The sequence below is a fragment of the Chordicoccus furentiruminis genome (genome assembly GCF_019355395.1).
Classification (GTDB): Bacteria; Bacillota; Clostridia; order Lachnospirales; family Lachnospiraceae; genus Chordicoccus; species Chordicoccus furentiruminis.
Genome location: NZ_CP048829.1, coordinates 2994679 through 3013657 on the forward strand (window position 1 = coordinate 2994679; position 18979 = coordinate 3013657).

The following is an 18979-nucleotide window of genomic DNA, read 5'->3' on the forward strand; positions in this document are numbered from 1 at the left end:
GGGTTGGCATGATAAACGCAGCGGCGGAAAAGAATCCGGCGGAGACGGGCGGCAGATCCGACCGGAAAATCATCGATTACAATCTGAAGGAGGAGCTGGAGCACGGTGTGTATGTCAGTTCGCTCGTCCGGGAACTGACGGCGGAACTGGGACTGGCGGAAAACTCCGCCTATCAGCTGAGGCTGGCGGGCCTGCTTCATGATATCGGAAAACTGCAGCTGACCAATTATCTCTACGGGCGGGAGGAGATCGCGAGCCCCCTTGTCATCGAGGAGATGAAATATGTCCGCATGCACCCGGTTCTGTCGTGGAACATTCTGAAGGACCTCGGATACAGCGACATCGTTCTGGACGCAGTGCGCTATCATCACGAGGACTTCGACGGAAGCGGCTACCCGGATCATCTGGTGGGGGAAGCGATTCCGCTTGGCGCGCGGATCATCCGCGTCTGCGATGTGTTCGCTGCGCTGACTTCAGACCGCCCATACCGGGAGCGGTTCGAACCGGATGAGGCGATGAGCCTGATGATCGACGAGATCAAGCACTTTGACCTGAGAATTTTTCTGGCATTCCAGCGGGTTGTCCACCGCGGGACCTCCCGGTTCCGGGTGCATTTTCCCATAACGGACGAGAGCATTCTCGCGGAAGCGGCCGCCAGATTTCCGGCAGGCCGGAACTGATGAAGGAGACAAGTTTGAAAAAAGAGGTAGGCGGTTAGATATCGTAAAGAGGGCATAGCAAACAAACCCTCAAGGGGTCTTTGAAAAGCAAATATAGACACGACCTAATCAGGAAGCAGTGACGGGCAGATCGTCTTTGATGACGTAGCCTCTGAGCTTCAGCAGATTAAGTGCCTGCGAAGTAGTGAGAATCTTTTCTGTCTTCACAGGCCGCGGAGCAAGATACCCTTCAGCTGTATACGGCTTCAGATCTGTCAGTATGTGCCAGATAGCGGTCAGGAGCATACGGCAGACAGCGATGATGGCTTTCTTGTGCCCGCGGTGGGATTTGATACGGCGGTAACGTTCTGTGATCTCCGGATGTTTCTTCGATTTGATCAAAGCATTTGCAACTTGCACCAAAACTGGTTTAAGATAGGAACCAGCACGGGAAATCCGAGTGGATTTGATCTTGAAATTGCTTTGATCGTTACGGGGACAGCATCCTGCCCAGGAAACAAGATGTTTGTCTGTCGGGAACACAGACATGTCGCCGCCAATCTCAGAGAGAATCTGAATCGCCGTAAAAGGGTTTTTGTCGAAACCGGGGACAGTGCGGATCAGTTCGAGAGCGTCAAGGTACGGATCAGAAACGCGAAGGATTTCCCGTTCCATTTCTGCCTTGTGCTTTTCCAACTCATCGATGTGGTCCAGACACTGACGAAGCTTTATAGCCTGTTCTGGAGAGACAGCGCCGTCAACAGCGGCTTGGATTTCTTCAATTGGGGTCTTGCATCTTCTATCCACAAAAGGAGTGACATCAAAGGTTTCACCGGGATGGGCGAGGATGTATTCCGTAATCGATCTGGAAGACTTCCCGAACACGTCGCTGAAGACATCGTCAAGTTTGAGGTTTGATACAGTCAGACAATTCTGTGCACGGTTCTTCTCACCTGTCAGCATGTTGGTGAGTTTGAACCGGTACCGCACTAAATCCCGAAGATGACGAATCTCGGCGGGTGGGATAAAGGAAGGCTTGATCATGTCGCACATGAACAGATCGCATATCCACTTCGCGTCCTTACGGTCGGTCTTATTCCCTTTTTGTGGTTTGGTGTACTTAGGGTGAGCAAGTATCACGTTGCATGTCTTTTCAAGGACATTGAATACCGGGATCCAGTACTTGCCGGCAGATTCCATGCATACATCGGTACAGTTGTAAGAGGCGAGCCATGCGGCGAGATCCCGCAGACCTCTGGAGAAAGAGGAAAACATCTTTTCCTTATATTCTGTCCGGCCGTTTGCATCCGTGAGTCCAATGCAGGCAAAGATCCAGGTCTTGTGGACATCAAGGCCACAGCAGTTAAAACGAAAGATTTTAAAAGCCAATAAAACACCTCCTGATATTTTGTAGTTGCAGGAGCGGCGGTGACTGGTCATCCGGCGAAATCGAGACAACTTCGGAAGAGATAAGTTTACGGGCTACGAGATGCGCCATTCATTGATGCCTTAAGGATGACCGGCAACATATAGATATGCGAGGTAGGCCGCTATACCGCCCCGCCACTCACCTCCACGTGCTCTGTAGTGTGCCGACCCTGCAAGAAAAAGATATCAGGAATTGAGAATAGTAGAAAGAGCGAAAGCACCTCGATTTTCATGACCCCATCGGTGCCTTTCGCCAGAAAGGCGGAAAATAGATATGGCACTCACGAAGAAGCCCGTTACGGGCATGAAGGATATTCTGCCGGATGAGATGGCGGTCCGGAATTATGTGATCGGACTCATCCGGAGCACATACGCGATCTTCGGGTTTTCATCCATCGCCACGCCGGCGGTGGAACATATCGAAAACCTGCTTTCCAAACAGGGCGGCGAAAACGAGAAGCTGATTTTCAAGATTCTGAAGCGGGGAGAAAAGCTGGATCTCTCGCACCCGACAACCGAGGACGCGGTCACGGACAGCGGTCTCCGGTATGATCTGACGCTGCCGCTTTCGCGGTACTACGCGAACCACGCCGCGGAGCTGCCGTCTCCGTTCAAAGCGCTTCAGATCGGCAGCGTATTCCGCGCCGACCGCCCGCAGCGGGGGCGCTTCCGCCAGTTTACCCAGTGCGACATCGACATCCTCGGCGATCCGAGCGATCTGGCTGAGATCGACCTGATTCTGGCGACGACGACGGTGCTGACGAAGCTGGACTTTCACCGCTTCACGATTCGTGTCAATGACCGGAAGCTTCTGAAGGCGATGGCGGACCGGGCCGGGTTTCAGCCGGAGGACTACGAGAAGGTCTTTATTATTCTCGACAAGATGGATAAGATCGGGCGGGACGGCGTCCGCTCTGAACTGGAGGCGTCCTGGCCAAAGGAAAAAGTGGATGCCTATCTGAGCCAGTTTGATACGGACGGAGGCTCGGAGAACATCAGCGGGCAGGCGCACTCGCTGATGGAGGAGACGGGTTCGCCGCTTCCGGAGATCATCGGGACGGTAAACAGCGTGAAGACAGGCGATTTCCGCATCGTCTACGACCCGACGCTTGTGCGCGGCATGAGCTACTACACCGGTCCGATCTTCGAGATCGCGATGGACGAGTACGGCGGATCCGTAGGCGGAGGCGGTCGCTATGACGAGATGATCGGGAAATTCACCGGCCAGCCGACCCCGGCGGTGGGCTTCTCCATCGGGTTCGAGCGGATCATCATGCTTCTGATGGAACGCGGCTTTACGGTGCCCGGCGCAGGCGCGAAGACTGCGTTCCTCGTCGAAAAGCGGATGCCGGCTGAGAAGCTGGAGGCGATCTGGAAGGAGGCGATGAGCCTCCGTGCGGAGGGTAAGGCCGTCGATATTTCCCAGATGAAGAAGAACCGCCGCTTCCAGAAGGAGCAGCTGACGGCGCAGGGATACACGGATATCCGGGAATTCTTCTGCAGAGAAGACAGCTGAGCGCGGCCGGACGGATCAGAAACGAGAGAAGACGAAGAAAGGCAGACAGTATGGCAGAATCGATGAAGGGACTGACGCGCACCTGCCGGTGCGGGGAAGTCACGGAGGCGTATATCGGAAAAAAGGTCACTCTGATGGGATGGGTCCAGACCGTACGCAACAAGGGCGGCATCGCGTTTGTCGTCCTCCGCGACCGGTCGGGACTGATTCAGATTGTTGCGGAGGACACCGGCGACAGACGCTGGGGAAGCCTCAAGCCGGAGTCGGCCGTCGCGGTGGTCGGAACCGTGGCGAAGCGGGCCGGCGCGGTGAATCCGCATATGAAGACGGGGACGATCGAGGTGATTCCGGAGGAACTGAGAGTCCTCTCAACCGCGCAGACTCCGCCCTTTGAGGTGAAGGACGGCATCGACACGAGAGAGGATCTCCGTCTGACCTACCGTTATCTCGATCTCCGGAGACCGGAGCTGCAGCGTAAGATTATGTTCCGGGCCCACGTGGTTCAGATGATCCGGGATTTCCTCTCCGGAGAAGGCTTTCTTGACATCGAGACGCCGACTCTGATCGCGTCGACGCCGGAAGGCGCGCGGGACTATCTGGTTCCCAGCCGCGTCCATCCGGGGTGTTTCTACGCGCTGCCCCAGAGCCCGCAGCTGCTGAAGCAGCTTCTGATGTGCTCGGGGTTCGACCGTTATTACCAGATCGCCCGCTGCTACCGCGACGAGGATCTGCGGGCGGACCGTCAGCCTGAATTCACGCAGGTTGACATGGAGCTTTCCTTCGTGAATCAGGAGGACGTGATGAACGTCAACACCGCCCTCCTGACGGATTTGACCGGAAAGATGCCCGATGTCATGCGGCAGCTCGGTTTTACGGATGAGGAGCTGATCCACGGCATCGAGGCGGCCCACGATGAACTCGCGGCCCACGGCATCGGAAAGATCACCTGGCAGGACGCGATGGACCGCTACGGATCGGACAAGCCGGATCTCCGGTTCGGCATGGAGATCATCGATGTGACGAATCTGGCGGCCGACTCCGGCTTCGGCGTATTCCGCGACGCGGCGGCCGCCGGCGGCGTGATCCGCGGCCTCAACGTGAAGGGTCAGGGCGATATGCCCCGCAAGAAGATCGACCGGCTGGTCGAGGTGGCGAAGACCTACGGCGCGAAGGGGCTGCCCTATGTGCAGATGAAGAGCGACGGCACCGTGAAGGCTTCCTTCTCGAAGTTCGTGACGGAAGAGGAGCTTCAGGCACTCTGCGCTGCAATGGGCGGCGAGAAGGGAGACCTTCTCCTTTTCGCTGCGGACCGCTTCAAAGTAGTCTGCGCCGCGCTGGGTGCGCTGCGTCTCCATCTCGGAAGCGAGCTCGGAATGATCGACCGCAACGCGTTCCGTTTCGTCTGGGTGGTGGACTTCCCGCTGCTTGAGTGGTCGGACGAGGAGAACCGCTTCATGGCGATGCATCATCCGTTCACGATGCCCAACGAAGATGACTGGAAGAACATCGATACGGATCCCGGCTCGGTTCGCGCTCAGGCTTACGACATCGTGCTGAACGGCGTGGAGATGGGTGGCGGCTCCGTCCGTATCCATATGGACGATGTGCAGGAGAAGATGCTGGAGGTGCTGGGCTTCACGAAGGAGAGGGCGGAGGAGCAGTTCGGCTTCCTGCTGACGGCTTTCAAATACGGAGTGCCGCCTCATGCGGGTCTTGCCTACGGGCTTGACCGGATGATCATGCTGTTCTCCGGTTCGGAGTCAATCCGCGACGTCATCGCCTTCCCGAAGGTCAAGGACGCGTCGGATCTGATGATGAAGGCTCCGTCCGAGGTGGATCCGAAGCAGCTGGAGGAGCTTGCACTCACGGTTACGGCAAAGAAGGATCAGTAAGAAGACGGCGCCGGGGCGCGCGGCCGTTCTGGTGCCGCGGGCGCCCGGCGCTTTTTCAGAGTATACGGTCTGTCCGACGGCCGGGGACATAGGTCCGGACCTGATGGCAGACCTGACGAATCGGTTTAAGGAGTGAGCAAAATGGAGACCGGCCAGCCACGGCGCGGACAGACCCGGGACGAAAAGGACCGGGTCAGACGCAGTCAGTCAGAGAATCGAAGCGGAGCGGGGCAGGGCCCGGCGCAGCGGCGGACAGCAGGATCGCATGCGGCCGGAACGGGCACGGTGTGGAACCGTGAAAGGCACGCCGCGGCGGAACGTACGCCGGAAAGAAGAAAGCCGGGAAGCCGAAGCGCACGGGTGCGGGATGAGCTCCGGGAAAGAAAGAAGCGGGTACTCCGTCAGCGCCTTGCGGTTGGTGCCGCCGCTGCGGCGTTTCTTGTCATCGTGTATTGCATGATCGCCGCGCGTTATGCCCGTGTCTTCCTTCCCAACACTTATATAAACGGCTTTGAGGCGGGCGGCTTTTCCGCCGCCGACACAGAGGCGCTGCTCCGGAACTCGGTGGAAAAGTACCAGCTTGAGGTGGCCTTCCGCGGCGGAAAATGCGAGGAGATCAAGGGGTCTGACATCGATCTGACCTATGTCTCCAGCAACGAGGTATCCGAGCTTCTGAAGGCGCAGAACCGGATGGGCTGGCTCTTTTCGCTGCTCGGACGGAAATCGTCCGGTCATGTGAAGACGAGTTTCCGGTTCGATGAGGACAAGCTGAAGCATTTCCTTGAGGCGCTGCCGGAATTTGACTCCGGTTCCGTGACAAAGCCGCGGAACGCGCGAATCGTCCTTATGTCTGATCAGACATACCGGGTGGCGGACGCGGTGGAAGGCAACGAACCGGATCAGGATGTGATTTTCCGCTCCGTGTCGGACGCGATCAGCGCCTCGGAGAGCCGTCTCTCGCTCAATAATGTGAGCGGGGCTTACAAAAAGCCCCAGGTGACCGCGGAGGATGAAGATCTCAAGGCACGGGCTGAGGATCTTAACAACTACGTTTCCACGGTGATTACACTCCGCTATCCGGACGGTACGGACACGGAGATCGGACGGGATCGGCTCGTCTCATGGATCGGAAAAGACGAGGACGGGAACTACGCAGTGGATGCGGACACCGTCTATACGGCCGTCTACAAGATCGTGAAGGCGGCGGCCGAAAAGTTCGATCATGTGCAGAATACCATCGATTTTCAGACGACGGCCGAGGGAACGGTTAACGAGTTCTGCAGCCCGTATGGTTACAGAATCGACAAGCAGGGTATGACGGAAAAGATATACAGCGACCTTTACGCCAGAAAGAGCGGAGAGATCGAGCTGGAGAACTCCGTCAGCGACGACATGGATCCGACCTTCGGAGGCACATATATCGAGGTGGATGTGACGGGCCAGCATCTCTACTATTACAGAGACGGCAAGCTTGTGCTGGATTCGGATGTCGTGACCGGGCTTGAGTCGGACCGTGACCGGCTGACACCTTCCGGTGTCTTTGCGGTCTTCGCCAAAAAACAGGATCAGACGCTCGGCTCTCTTGAGATCACGGGTTACGCCTCTCACGTCGATTACTGGATGCCGTTCTATGAGAGCTACGGCATGCATGACGCCGGCTGGAGGTCTTCATTCGGAGGGGATATTTATCTCACCAGCGGCTCCCACGGCTGTGTCAATCTGCCGCCCGATTTCGCGGCGGAGCTGTTTGAGGCCATTGATAACCGGACCCCGGTTATTGTCTGCCGGAAGGGTGACAACGCGGCGGAAGGAAAGACAGACGGGGTTGCAAAATTCGACTGACCGCGGTATAATTCGTTCAATCCGATACGTCATCAATGCATCACTGTGATGAAGTGAAGCACAGCGGATGCGTCCGTCCTTCAGCAGACGGAACGAACCTGTCGGAAAACCGTTGAAGCGGAGAAAAAGCAGAGGGTGCGCCCACAGAGAGTCCGGGGGATGAGAACGGACGGAAGGCACGCTGTCATATGGGCCGCGGAGGGCGTAGCAAATCTGCGACGGCGGGACCACGTCACGGTCCGGAGATGTGATGGCATCTCATGAGAGCATTGCAGAAGGCAGTGAAGCAGGGTGGCACCGCGATGATTATCGTCCCTGGCAGCAGATATCCGTATGCTGCCGGGGATCTTTTTTATGAAGCGGCCGGGAAGAAAGGCTCCGCCGCGAAACGAAACGGCAGCGGAGAGCAAAGGAGGCAGACAGCATGATCAAGGAAGCCATAGCGAAGATTGTGGACAAGCAGGATCTTACCTACGCCGAGGCCTACGCCGTGATGAACGAAATTATGAGCGGCGAGACGACTCCGACCCAGAACGCCGCATTTCTCGCCGCGCTCAGCACGAAGAGTACCAAGGCCGAAACCATCGACGAGATCTCAGGGTGCGCCACCGCAATGCGCGAGCACGCGACGCCGGTCCCCCATCCGGGATTTGAGACGCTCGAAATCGTCGGAACCGGCGGCGACGGCGCGCATTCCTTCAATATTTCCACCACGGCGGCGCTCGTGATCGCAGCGGACGGCGTGAAGGTGACGAAGCACGGGAACCGTGCGGCTTCCTCCCTCTGCGGTACCGCGGACTGCCTCGAAGCGCTCGGTGTCAACATCGACGAGGATCCGGCGCTCTGCCGGCGCCTCCTTGACGAGGTCGGCATCTGCTTCCTGTTCGCGCAGAAATATCACACTTCGATGAAATATGTCGGCGCGATCCGCAGGGAACTGGGATTCCGGACCGTCTTCAACATCCTCGGACCGCTCACGAACCCGGCAAAACCCTCCATGTATGTGCTGGGCGTCTATGACGAGTACCTTGTGGAGCCGGTTGCCAAGGTTCTGGCCCAGATGGGTGTACGCCGCGCTCTCGTCGTATACGGGAGAGAGAAACTGGACGAGATCAGCGCCTGCGGGGAAACCGCGGTCTGCGAGCTGAAGGAGGGATATTACCGCACCTCTGTGATCTGTCCGGAGGACTTCGGTCTTGTGCCCGGGACGAAGGATGAGCTGACCGGAGGCACGCCGGAGGAGAACGCGAAGATCACGAGAGGAATCTTAGACGGATCGATCGGCGGCACCAGGCGGAACGCGGTTCTGATGAATGCTGCCGCCGGCCTGTATGCTGCCGGTCATGCGGACACGTTTCAGGACGGCATCGCCCGCGCAGCGGAACGGATCGACAGCGGAGACGCAGCCGCTCTCCTTGACAGGTGGATCACGGAGAGCTGCCGCAAATAAGGCGCCGGACGCGGCAACGGAGTGAATGAAATGACGATTCTCGATGAAATCGCAGCGCGGACAAGAGAACGCGTCGCGGAAGCGAAAAGGAAGTGTCCGGATCCGTATCAGGTTCTCGGCGGAAGAGAAGTTTTCCGGCGGTGCGACCGTCCGTCCGGCCGGCATACGCAGGGAGCCTTTCCCTTTGAGAAAGCTCTCCGGAAAGAAGGAACCGGCCTGATCTGCGAACTGAAAAAAGCGAGTCCTTCGAAGGGGCTGATCGCGCCGGATTTCCAGTACACGCAGATCGCATCCTCCTATGATGCGGCCGGAGCGGACTGCATTTCATGCCTCACGGAACCGTACTGGTTTCTCGGGCGGAACGAATATCTGACGGCCGTCAGGGAAGCGACGGATCTCCCGATTCTCCGGAAGGATTTCACGGTGGACGAATATATGATCCACGAGGCGAAGGCTCTCGGAGCGGACGCGGTGCTGCTGATTGTGTCCATTCTTGATCCCTTCGAGCTTCGCGATGATCTCCAGACGGCGGAGGCAATCGGTCTCAGCGCGCTGGTGGAGGCGCATGACGAGCGGGAAATTGAGACAGCCCTGAAGGCCGGAGCCCGGATCATCGGCGTCAACAACCGGAATCTGAAGGATTTCTCGGTGGATGTCAGACACGCTGGCGAACTGCGGGCGCTGGTGCCGGAGGGCGTGCTTTTCGTGTCGGAGAGCGGCGTCCGGGGACGCGCGGATGTGGCGGCTGCGGAAGCGATGCGCGCGGACGCGGTGCTTGTGGGAGAGGCGCTGATGCGCGCGGACAACCGGGCATCCAAGATCCGTGAACTGCGCGGCCGGGGGCCGGCGGTGAAGATCTGCGGACTGATGACGGAGGAGGATGCGCGGGCCGTGAATGCGGTCCGGCCGGATTTTGCCGGGCTTGTCTTCGCGGATACGCGTCACCGCGTAAACCGGGATCAGGCGCGCCGGATCCGGGAGATTCTTGATCCGGCGATCCGGACGGTGGGCGTCTTCGTCGACGCCAGGGAAGAGGACATCATCCCGCTTCTGAACGAGGGCACGATTGACCTTGCCCAGCTTCACGGATCCGAGACGGACGACATGATCCGGCGGATCCGGGAGGCGACGGGAAAGAAAGTGATCAAGGCGATCATCATGGACGAAGATGCGCCGGATCCGGACGCGTATCCTTCAGCGGACTATCTTCTCTTCGACGCGGGACGGGGAAGCGGCCGTACGTTCCGGTGGGATCTCCTGGCCGGAGAGAAGCGGCCGGCAAAGCCGTTCTTTCTGGCGGGAGGGCTGAATCCGGACAACGTCGGTGGGGCCGCCGCGGCTGTCCGTCCCTTCGGCGTCGATGTCTCATCGGGCGTCGAGGATTCATCGGGCCGAAAGAGTTCTGAAGCGGTGAAGGCTTTCGCGGCGGCTCTGCGCCCGGGCGGACTGGAGAGGCGCAGTGAGCTGAGAAGGACTGAACGATAACCTGGGAGAGGAACAGAATGAATAATAAAGGAAGATTCGGGATCTACGGAGGGCAGTATATCACGGAGACGCTGATGAACGCTCTCGATGAACTGGAGAAAGCATACTTTGAGGCGAAGGAGGACCCTTCGTTCCGGAAGGAGCTTGACCGGCTGCTCCGGGAGTACGCGAACCGGCCGTCCAGGCTATACTATGCGGAGAAGATGACGAAGGATCTCGGCGGCTGCCGGATCTATCTCAAGCGGGAGGACCTCAATCACACCGGTGCGCACAAGATTAACAACTGTCTCGGTCAGGCTCTGCTCGCGAAGCGGATGGGGAAGACGAGGCTCATCGCCGAAACCGGAGCGGGACAGCACGGCGTCGCGACAGCGACGGCAGCGGCTCTTTTCGGCATGGAGTGCGAGATTTTCATGGGGAAGCTGGACTGTGAGAGACAGGTGCTGAATGTCTATCGTATGGAGCTGCTGGGAGCAAAAGTGCATCCGGTGGATTCCGGTACCGGCACGCTCAAGGACGCGGTCAACGAGGCAATGCGCGAGTGGTCGAACCGCTGCGCGGACACGCACTACTGCCTCGGATCGGTTATGGGGCCTCATCCGTTTCCGACGATGGTCCGAGATTTCCAGGCCGTCATCTCGGAAGAAGCAAGAGCCCAGATCCTCGAAGCGGAAGGCCGTCTGCCGTCTGCGGTGCTGGCCTGCGTGGGCGGCGGATCAAATGCGGCTGGCATGTTCTGTCATTTCGTCGATGATCCGGATGTGCGTCTGATCGGCTGCGAGGCAGCAGGCGAGGGTGTGAATACGCCACGGACAGCCGCTACGATGGCGACGGGCTCCCTCGGCATTTTCCATGGCATGAAATCACTGTTCTGCCAGAATGAGGAAGGCCAGATCGCGCCGGTCTACTCGATTTCTGCGGGACTTGATTATCCGGGCATCGGGCCGGAGCATGCCTACTGGGCTTCCATCGGCCGCGCCCGTTATGTGCCGGTGACGGACGAGGAGGCCGTTCAGGCCTTTGAATACCTCGCCCGCACGGAAGGAATCATCTGCGCGATCGAGAGCGCGCACGCGGTTGCGCAGGCGATGAAGCTCGCCCCGTCGATGAAGAAGGACGAGAACATGATCGTCTGCTTAAGCGGACGCGGAGACAAGGATGTCGCCGCGATCGCGCGCTACAGAGGGAGGAATCTTTATGAGTAAGACACAGGCGGCGTTTCAGAACGGGAAGGCCTTCATTCCGTTTTTTACCGCTGGGGATCCGGATGCGGACAGGACAGTGGAATACATCCTCGCCGCGGCGGATGCCGGCGCGGATCTGATCGAAGTGGGGATTCCGTTCTCCGATCCCACTGCGGAGGGTCCGGTGATCCAGAAAGCGGACGCGCTGGCGCTTGAGGGCGGCATGACGGTGAACGGCGCGTTCGAGATCGTCGAACGGGTGAGAGAAGCGAAGCCGGATCTGCCGATCGCGTTCATGACGTATGCCAATCCGGTGTTCCGTTACCGGGGCAATCCGTCGGAGAGTGATGCGGAGCCCTATGTACCGTTTTTCAGGCGCTGCAGGGAAGACGGGATCGATGCCCTGATCCTCGCCGACGTTCCGTTCGAGGAGCAGGAGGAAGTGCTCGCCGTCTCGGACCGATACGGCGTGGATCTGATCTCGATGGTCTCCCCGACCTCCGAGGACCGGATACGGGAGATCGCGCGGAATCCGAGGGGATTCATCTATGTGGTTTCCTCGATGGGCGTCACCGGCGTCCGGACGGAGTTCCGGTACGACACGATCCGGAAGATGGTCCGGCTTATACGGGAAACGAACCCGTCCGCGCGCTGCGCGGTGGGATTCGGCATCAGTTCGCCGGAGCAGGCGAAGACGATGGCCGGCCTTTCGGACGGTGCGATCGTCGGCTCTGCGATTCTGAAGAAGATCCATGCCGGCGCGGACCGGGATGAGATTTTCCGTTACGTGAAGAGCATGAAGGACGCCGTGCGGGAAGCGTGAAGCGGTCCGGAATGATCCCCGTAAGAAGCGGCGGGCACGGCGTATGGCGTGCCCGCCGCCTTGCAATCGGAAAAACGGTATGCTACAATGCCGATGCTAAACGGGGGTTTGAGATGACAAAGAAGGAAGTCTACGACGAGTCAAGTATTCATGTGCTGGAAGGACTGGAAGCCGTCCGGATGCGGCCGGGCATGTATATCGGCAGCACATCGAGAAAGGGACTGAATCATCTGATCTACGAGATTGTCGACAATTCGGTCGATGAGCATCTTGCCGGGTACTGCACCCATATCGATGTCACGCTGGAGAAAAACGGCTCCTGCACCGTCAGCGACAATGGCCGCGGCGTCCCGGTGGGGATCCATGAGAAGGGCATGCCGGCGGAGCGGCTCGTCTACACGACGCTTCATGCAGGCGGAAAATTTGACAGCAGCGCGTACAAGACATCCGGAGGCCTTCACGGCGTCGGATCCTCTGTGGTGAACGCGCTCTCGACGGAGATGGATGTGAAGATCCGCCGCGACGGGGCCGTCTATCACGATCATTTCTCCCGCGGCGTGCCGGATCTTGAGCTTGTGAACGGAAAGCTTCCGATTCTGGGCAGGACGAAGGAGACGGGAACGACCGTCAACTTCCTTCCTGATCCGGAAATCTTCGAGGTAACCCGCTTCTCGGCCGCGGAAGTGAAGTCCCGCCTCCACGAGACGGCTTACCTGAATCCGAAGCTGACGATCACCTTCCGCGACAGACGGAAAGAACCGGAGGAGACCGTGGAATACGCGGAGCCGGAAGGCATCGTCGGCTTTGTCAGCGACCTGAACCGGAACGAGGAGACGGTGACGGAGCCGGTTTTTCTGGAAGGAGCGGACGAGGGCATCGAGGTTGAGGTTGCGATCCAGTATGTGAACGAATTCCATGAGAATGTGCTGGGCTACTGCAACAACATCTATAACGCGGACGGCGGCACCCATCTCACCGGATTCAAGACAGCCTTCACACAGGTGATGAACAGCTACGCCCGGGAACTCGGCGTGCTGAAGGAAAAGGACGCCAATTTCACAGGGCCGGATATCCGGAACGGCATGACGGCGGTGGTGTCCGTCAAGCATCCGGACCCCCGCTTCGAGGGTCAGACGAAGACAAAGCTGGACAATCCGGACGCGGCCAGGGCGGTCGCCAAGGTGATCAGCGAGGAGGCGCCGCACTATTTTGACCGCCATCTTGACGCGCTGAAGGCGATTCTCGGTTGCGCCGAGAAGTCGGCGAAGATCCGGCGGACGGCAGAGAAAGCGAAAAACAGCCTTCTGACGAAGCAGAAGTTCAGCTTTGACACGAACGGAAAGCTGGCCAACTGCATTTCCAGAGACGCATCGAAGTGCGAGATCTTCATCGTCGAGGGAGATTCCGCCGGCGGCTCCGCGAAGACGGCACGTGACCGGCAGTATCAGGCGATTCTTCCGATCCGGGGAAAAATTCTGAACGTCGAGAAGGCGAGCATCGACAAGGTGCTCGCGAATGCGGAGATCAAGACGATGATCACGGCCTTCGGATGCGGGTTTTCCGAAGGGTACGGAAACGATTTCGACATCTCGAAGCTCCGCTACGACAAGATCATCATCATGGCGGATGCCGATGTGGACGGCGCTCATATCGGCACGCTGCTGCTGACGCTGTTTTACCGGTACATGCCCGAGCTGATCTACGAAGGGCATGTCTATATCGCGATGCCGCCTCTTTACAAGGTGGTGCCGGCGAAGGGCGAGGGCGAGTATCTCTACGACGACAAAGCCCTCGAGCATTACAGGAAGAAACACCCGAACGGCCGCTTTACGCTGCAACGGTACAAGGGTCTCGGCGAGATGGATCCGCAGCAGCTGTGGGAAACGACGCTTAACCCTGCGACGCGCCATCTGCGCCGGATCGAGATCGCGGATCCGGGACTGTCCTCCGACATCACCGACGTGCTGATGGGGACGGACGTGCCCCCGCGCCGGGAGTTTATCTACGAGCACGCGTCTGACGCCGCGCTTGACGTTTGAGGAGGAGTGAGATGCCGAAGACGGAAGAGCATATCATCCGGACTGACTATTCGGAGATTATGCAGAAGAATTATATCGACTATGCGATGTCGGTCATCGTCTCCCGTGCGCTTCCCGACGTGCGCGACGGCCTGAAGCCGGTGCAGCGCCGGGTGCTGTATGACATGTGGGAACTGGGTACCCGCTCGGACCGTCCGTACAGGAAGAGCGCCCGTATCGTGGGCGACACGATGGGCAAGTTCCATCCTCACGGCGACAGTTCCATTTACGACGCGCTGGTCGTGATGGCCCAGGATTTCAAAAAGGGACGGGTGCTGATCGACGGACACGGCAATTTCGGATCCATCGAGGGAGACGGGGCCGCGGCGATGCGGTACACGGAAGCCCGGCTTGAGGCATTCACCGAAGATGTCTTTCTGAGCGACCTTGACAAGAACCTCGTGGATTTCATGCCGAACTTCGATGAGACGGAGAAGGAGCCGACGGTGCTGCCGGCGAGGCTTCCGAATATCCTGATCAACGGATCGGACGGTATTGCGGTCGGGATGGCGACGTCGATTCCGCCGAACAACATCGGCGAGGTGATCGATGCGGTCTGCGCCTTTATCCGCAACGATAAGATTACGGACGAGGAACTGCTGAAGTATATCAAGGGGCCGGACTTCCCGACAGGCGGCATCGTCGTCAACCGGGACGAGCTGCCGGAGATCTACCGGACCGGCAGCGGCCGGATCCGGATCCGTGGACGCGTGGAGACGGAGGCGGGAAGAAACGGACGCACGAATCTCGTGGTGACTGAAATTCCGTATACGATGGTGGGCGCCGGCATCGGGAAGTTCATGAACGATGTCGCGGCGCTGGCCGAGAGCCGCCAGGCGCCGGAGATCGCCGACCTGTCCAACCAGTCGTCGAAGGAAGGCATCCGGATCGTCATCGAGCTGAAGAAGGGCGCCGACGCGGAGCGTGTCCGGAACCTGCTCTTCCGGAAGACGAAGCTGGAGGATACCTTCGGCGTCAATATGCTCGTCGTCTCGGAAGGACGGCCGGAGACGATGTCGCTCCGCCAGATCATCGAGTCGGCCGTGGACTTTCAGTTCGAGATCGCTGATCGGAAATACCAGACGCTGCTGGCGAAGGAGCTTGAGCAGAAGGAAATTCAGGAGGGCCTGATCCGCGCGACTGATGTCATCGATCTGATCATCGAGATCCTCCGCGGATCGAAGAACCGGAAGATGGCCACTGACTGTCTTGTGAAAGGACGGACGGAAGGCATCCGCTTCCGCTCGGAGAAAAGCCGCGCGGAGGCCGCGCAGCTGATGTTTACGGAACGCCAGGCCAACGCGATTCTCGATATGCGTCTGGTCAAGCTGATCGGACTCGAGATCGACGCGCTGATGAAGGAGCACGCGGAAACACTGAAGCGGATCGACTTCTACCGGAATCTGCTGGAGAACCACGATGCGATGGCGGCAGAGCTGGTGAAGGAGCTTGGCGCGATGAGGAAGAAGTACGCGGTACCCCGGCGCACGGCCATCGAACATGCGGAGGAGATTGTCATCGAGGAGGCGGGATTTGAGGAAGAGGAGGTGATCTTCTGCCTCGACCGCTTCGGTTACGCGAAAGTGCTTGACACGGGCACTTTTGAGAAGAACCGGGAAGCCGCCGAAGCCGACAACCGGTATGTGTTCCGGCTTCTCAACACGGACCGTATCTGTCTGTTCACGGACAGCGGCCGAATGCACACCGTCAAGGTGCTGGACGTGCCGCAGCGGAAGCTGAGGGACAAGGGCGTGCCGATTGACAATCTTACGAACTACTCGAATCAGGAGGAGGAGCTGCTCTATGTCGCGCCGCTCAGCTTCGTATCGGGGACGGAGCTTTTCTTCGCCACAGAGAAGGGGCTGGTGAAGCGGACGGAAGGAAGCGTACTGTCGGCCTCCGTGAGGACCGTTCTGTCCACCAAGCTGGGGGAGGACGACCGCCTTGTCTTCGTCGGTCCCTGCGGTCAGATGGAGCAGGCCGTGCTTGAGTCGAAGGAAGGATATTTCCTCCGCTTTCCGCTGGCCGAGGTGCCGGTTCAGAAGAAGGCGGCGCAGGGCGTCCGGGGGATGACGCTCGGAGAGGACGACCGGATTCACGCCGTCTATCTTCTGGAGGCGTCAAAGGAATTTGCCATCGAATATCATGGCGGCAGGATGCTTCTAAGCCGATTGAAGCTGGCGAAGCGCGGCGGAAGAGGAAACCGGAGCCGCAGATAAGACGGAGAGGTCTTTCTGAACGCGGAAATGCCCGAAATGCAAGGTTTTTCTTGCATTCCGGCTGCCGGAGTGGTATAGTTCGATTGTTACATGAGTTGAGACTTAGGAGCGGACTTGCGTCCGCTCCTAAACTGTGTAAGGGGAAACATTGAGCAGAAAAGACGAATATGAGCGGAAAACCTGGGCTCTTCTTGAGCCGGTCGCGGCTGAACTGGGACTGCATCCCGTAGATGCCGAGTTCGTGAAGGAAGGCCAGGAGTATTTCCTGCGGATCTGCATCGACAAGGACGGAGGCGTCGGCATCGATGACTGCGAGGCGGTCAGCCGGCGGATCGATCCTCTTCTGGATCGGGAGGATTTCATCGCGGAGCCCTATACGCTGGAGGTGAGCTCGCCGGGACTCGGACGGGTACTCCGGAGGCCCCATGACTTCGAATACGCGAAGGGCCGGGAAGTCGAGGCGAAGCTGTACCGCGCCGTCGGGAAGAAGAAGACCGTCACCGGCATTCTGCTCGATGCGGATGATCGGCAGGTGAAGATCCGTCCGTCGGACGGCGGGGAGGATCTGATCATCGGAAAGAGCGAAATCGCACGCATCAGCCTGACATATGAGCTGTAAAACCGGAGAGCCGCGGACAGGCCTTAAGCCGGAACGCAAGGAGGAGACAGAAAAAACATGAATACGGAACTCAAAGAAGCCATCGAACTGCTGGAGAAGGAAAAAGGCATCAGCAAAGCGTCGCTGCTTGATTCCATCGAGCAGTCGCTGATGACGGCCTGTAAGTCGCATTTCGGAAAGAACGACAACATCAACGTCCGTATCGATCCGGAGACCTGCGATTTCTCTGTGACCGCGGAGAAGGAAGTGGTGGAGGATCAGGACCATATCGTGGATCCGACGCTGCAGGTGACGGTAGAGGAAGCGAGAAAGAACAATCCGCATGCGGTCGCCGGCGACATCATCACGGTGGATATCAACTCCAAGTCTTTCGGGCGTATCGCGACGATGAACGCCAAGAACATCATCCTCCAGCGGATCCGTGAGGAAGAGCGGAACGCGGTCTACAACCAGTACAGCGGCCGGATTCATGAGCTGGTCACGGGTACGGTGCAGCGCCTGCAGGGCCGCACCTATGTGATCAATCTCGGAAAGACCGATGCCCTTCTCAACGAGAACGAGCAGGTGAAGACCGAGCACTTCAATATCGGAGACCGGGTCAAGGTTTATGTCGTCGATGTGAAGAATTCCACGAGAGGCGCGAAGATCCTCGTATCGAGGACTCATCCGGATCTGGTCCGCCGTCTTTTCGAGGAGGAAGTCTCGGAGGTACGGGACGGAACCGTGGAGATCAAGGGAATCTCCAGAGAGCCGGGGTCCCGGACCAAGATGGCCGTCTGGTCCAATGATCCGGACGTGGATCCGGTCGGCGCCTGCGTCGGCATGAACGGAAGCCGCGTCGGTGCGGTGGTGGACGAGCTCCGCGGCGAAAAGATCGACATCATCGCCTGGGACGAGAATCCGGCTGTCCTCATCGAGAACGCGCTGAGCCCGGCCAAGGTCATCACCGTCGGCGCGGATCCGGACGAGAGAGCCGCGAAGGTGATCGTTCCGGATTACCAGCTCTCTCTTGCGATCGGAAAGGAAGGACAGAACGCCCGCCTGGCGGCCCGTCTGACCGGATATAAGATTGACATCAAGTCGGAAACCCAGGCGCGCGAGTCCGGCGACTTCGATGATCTCTATATCGACGACTTCGACGAGAACGGCGAGTACTACGAGGACGAGGGGGCCAGCTATGCAGACGAATCAGGCATTGACACGGAAGAAGACACCGGAGAGGACCTGTCTGGGCTGTCGGACGGTCCGGCCGAAGAGTGAGCTGATCCGCGTCGTCCGGAAACCCGACGGATCCATCGCGCTTGATCCGACAGGCCGGATAAACGGACGGGGCGCGTATCTGTGCCGAAACGCGGACTGTCTCCGCAGAGCGTTGAAATCCGGCGCTTTGGCGTCGAGTCTGAAGACGGCGATCCCGGCGGAGATCGGCGAGGCTCTTCTCGAGGAGATAAAAACGTGACGGATGAACAGAGGATTCTCGGTTATCTCGGACTGGCTGCCGGAGGGCGCCGGATTGAGAGCGGAGAGGATCAGACGGAGAAGACGGTGAGAAACGGCCGGGCGCATCTTGTACTGATTGCGGGGGACGCGTCCGAAAATACGAAGAAAAAGTTCCGCAATCTGTGTGACTACTATGAAGTACCCTGCTTCGTTTTTTCCGACAGGGCAACTCTGGGCCGGACGATCGGAAGGCGTTTCCGCGCATCCTGCGTGCTGACGGACAGCGGTCTGGCAAAGGCGGTCATCGGGATTCTAAACAGGCAGGTTCAAGCATAAGGGAGATT

General features: G+C 58.8%; 15 protein-coding genes. 14 read left to right on the plus strand and 1 reads right to left on the minus strand.

The genetic code is table 11. The features are described 5' to 3' along the window. The first annotated feature begins 8 nt into the window (after nt 1-8). Complete coding sequence (locus tag G4C92_RS13670) at nt 9-680, plus strand: HD-GYP domain-containing protein (protein ID WP_274940376.1); 672 nt, start codon at nt 9-11, stop codon at nt 678-680. A 108-nt stretch (nt 681-788) separates the two neighbouring features. On the opposite strand, the gene G4C92_RS13675 is transcribed toward G4C92_RS13670, so the two are convergent. Further along, on the minus strand, nt 789-2048 hold the full coding sequence (locus G4C92_RS13675) for an IS110 family RNA-guided transposase (protein ID WP_274939340.1): 1260 nt from the start codon (nt 2046-2048) through the stop codon (nt 789-791). A 313-nt stretch (nt 2049-2361) separates the two neighbouring features. Here G4C92_RS13675 and hisS point away from each other — a divergent pair, with 313 nt between their 5' ends. The 13 genes from hisS to G4C92_RS13745 all read left to right on the plus strand — a co-directional run bounded on the left by hisS (nt 2362) and on the right by G4C92_RS13745 (nt 18971). Further along, nucleotides 2362-3603 carry a histidine--tRNA ligase gene (gene hisS, locus G4C92_RS13680; protein ID WP_274940377.1) on the plus strand — a complete coding sequence of 414 codons (1242 nt, stop codon included), beginning with the start codon at nt 2362-2364 and terminating at the stop codon, nt 3601-3603. 50 nt (nt 3604-3653) lie between these two features. After that, nucleotides 3654-5495, plus strand: a complete 1842-nt coding sequence (gene aspS / locus G4C92_RS13685) for an aspartate--tRNA ligase (protein ID WP_274940378.1) — start codon at nt 3654-3656, stop codon at nt 5493-5495. A 360-nt stretch (nt 5496-5855) separates the two neighbouring features. Then, nucleotides 5856-7337 (plus strand): L,D-transpeptidase, encoded by a 1482-nt coding sequence (locus G4C92_RS13690; protein ID WP_274940379.1) that lies wholly within the window; start codon nt 5856-5858, stop codon nt 7335-7337. 424 nt (nt 7338-7761) lie between these two features. Continuing rightward, nucleotides 7762-8787 (plus strand): anthranilate phosphoribosyltransferase, encoded by a 1026-nt coding sequence (gene trpD / locus G4C92_RS13695; protein WP_274940380.1) that lies wholly within the window; start codon nt 7762-7764, stop codon nt 8785-8787. Between the two features lie 30 nt (nt 8788-8817). Beyond that, on the plus strand, nt 8818-10272 hold the full coding sequence (gene trpC, locus G4C92_RS15015) for an indole-3-glycerol phosphate synthase TrpC (RefSeq protein WP_330654728.1): 1455 nt from the start codon (nt 8818-8820) through the stop codon (nt 10270-10272). Between the two features lie 17 nt (nt 10273-10289). After that, nucleotides 10290-11477 carry a tryptophan synthase subunit beta gene (gene trpB / locus G4C92_RS13710; protein ID WP_274940381.1) on the plus strand — a complete coding sequence of 396 codons (1188 nt, stop codon included), beginning with the start codon at nt 10290-10292 and terminating at the stop codon, nt 11475-11477. Further along, nucleotides 11470-12279 (plus strand): tryptophan synthase subunit alpha, encoded by an 810-nt coding sequence (gene trpA / locus G4C92_RS13715; protein ID WP_274940382.1) that lies wholly within the window; start codon nt 11470-11472, stop codon nt 12277-12279. Before trpB ends, trpA begins: the two co-directional genes overlap by 8 nt. A 113-nt stretch (nt 12280-12392) precedes the next feature. Next, a complete protein-coding gene (locus G4C92_RS13720; RefSeq protein WP_274940383.1) occupies nt 12393-14318 on the plus strand; it encodes a DNA gyrase/topoisomerase IV subunit B in 1926 nt (641 codons plus the stop codon). Nucleotides 14319-14329: 11 nt separating this feature from the next. Continuing rightward, nucleotides 14330-16576 carry a DNA gyrase/topoisomerase IV subunit A gene (locus tag G4C92_RS13725; RefSeq protein WP_274940384.1) on the plus strand — a complete coding sequence of 749 codons (2247 nt, stop codon included), beginning with the start codon at nt 14330-14332 and terminating at the stop codon, nt 16574-16576. A gap of 148 nt (nt 16577-16724) precedes the next feature. Continuing rightward, nucleotides 16725-17195, plus strand: a complete 471-nt coding sequence (locus G4C92_RS13730) for a ribosome maturation factor RimP (RefSeq protein WP_274940385.1) — start codon at nt 16725-16727, stop codon at nt 17193-17195. Nucleotides 17196-17252: 57 nt separating this feature from the next. Continuing rightward, nucleotides 17253-18455 (plus strand): transcription termination factor NusA, encoded by a 1203-nt coding sequence (nusA, locus tag G4C92_RS13735; protein ID WP_274940386.1) that lies wholly within the window; start codon nt 17253-17255, stop codon nt 18453-18455. Beyond that, nucleotides 18373-18654: an RNase P modulator RnpM gene (rnpM, locus tag G4C92_RS13740; RefSeq protein WP_274940387.1), complete on the plus strand. Its 282-nt coding sequence runs from the start codon at nt 18373-18375 to the stop codon at nt 18652-18654. Before nusA ends, rnpM begins: the two co-directional genes overlap by 83 nt. Further along, the gene (locus G4C92_RS13745) at nt 18651-18971 is read left to right on the plus strand and encodes a L7Ae/L30e/S12e/Gadd45 family ribosomal protein (RefSeq protein WP_274940388.1); all 321 of its coding nucleotides are present in this window, start codon (nt 18651-18653) and stop codon (nt 18969-18971) included. Before rnpM ends, G4C92_RS13745 begins: the two co-directional genes overlap by 4 nt. Nucleotides 18972-18979 lie beyond the last annotated feature (8 nt).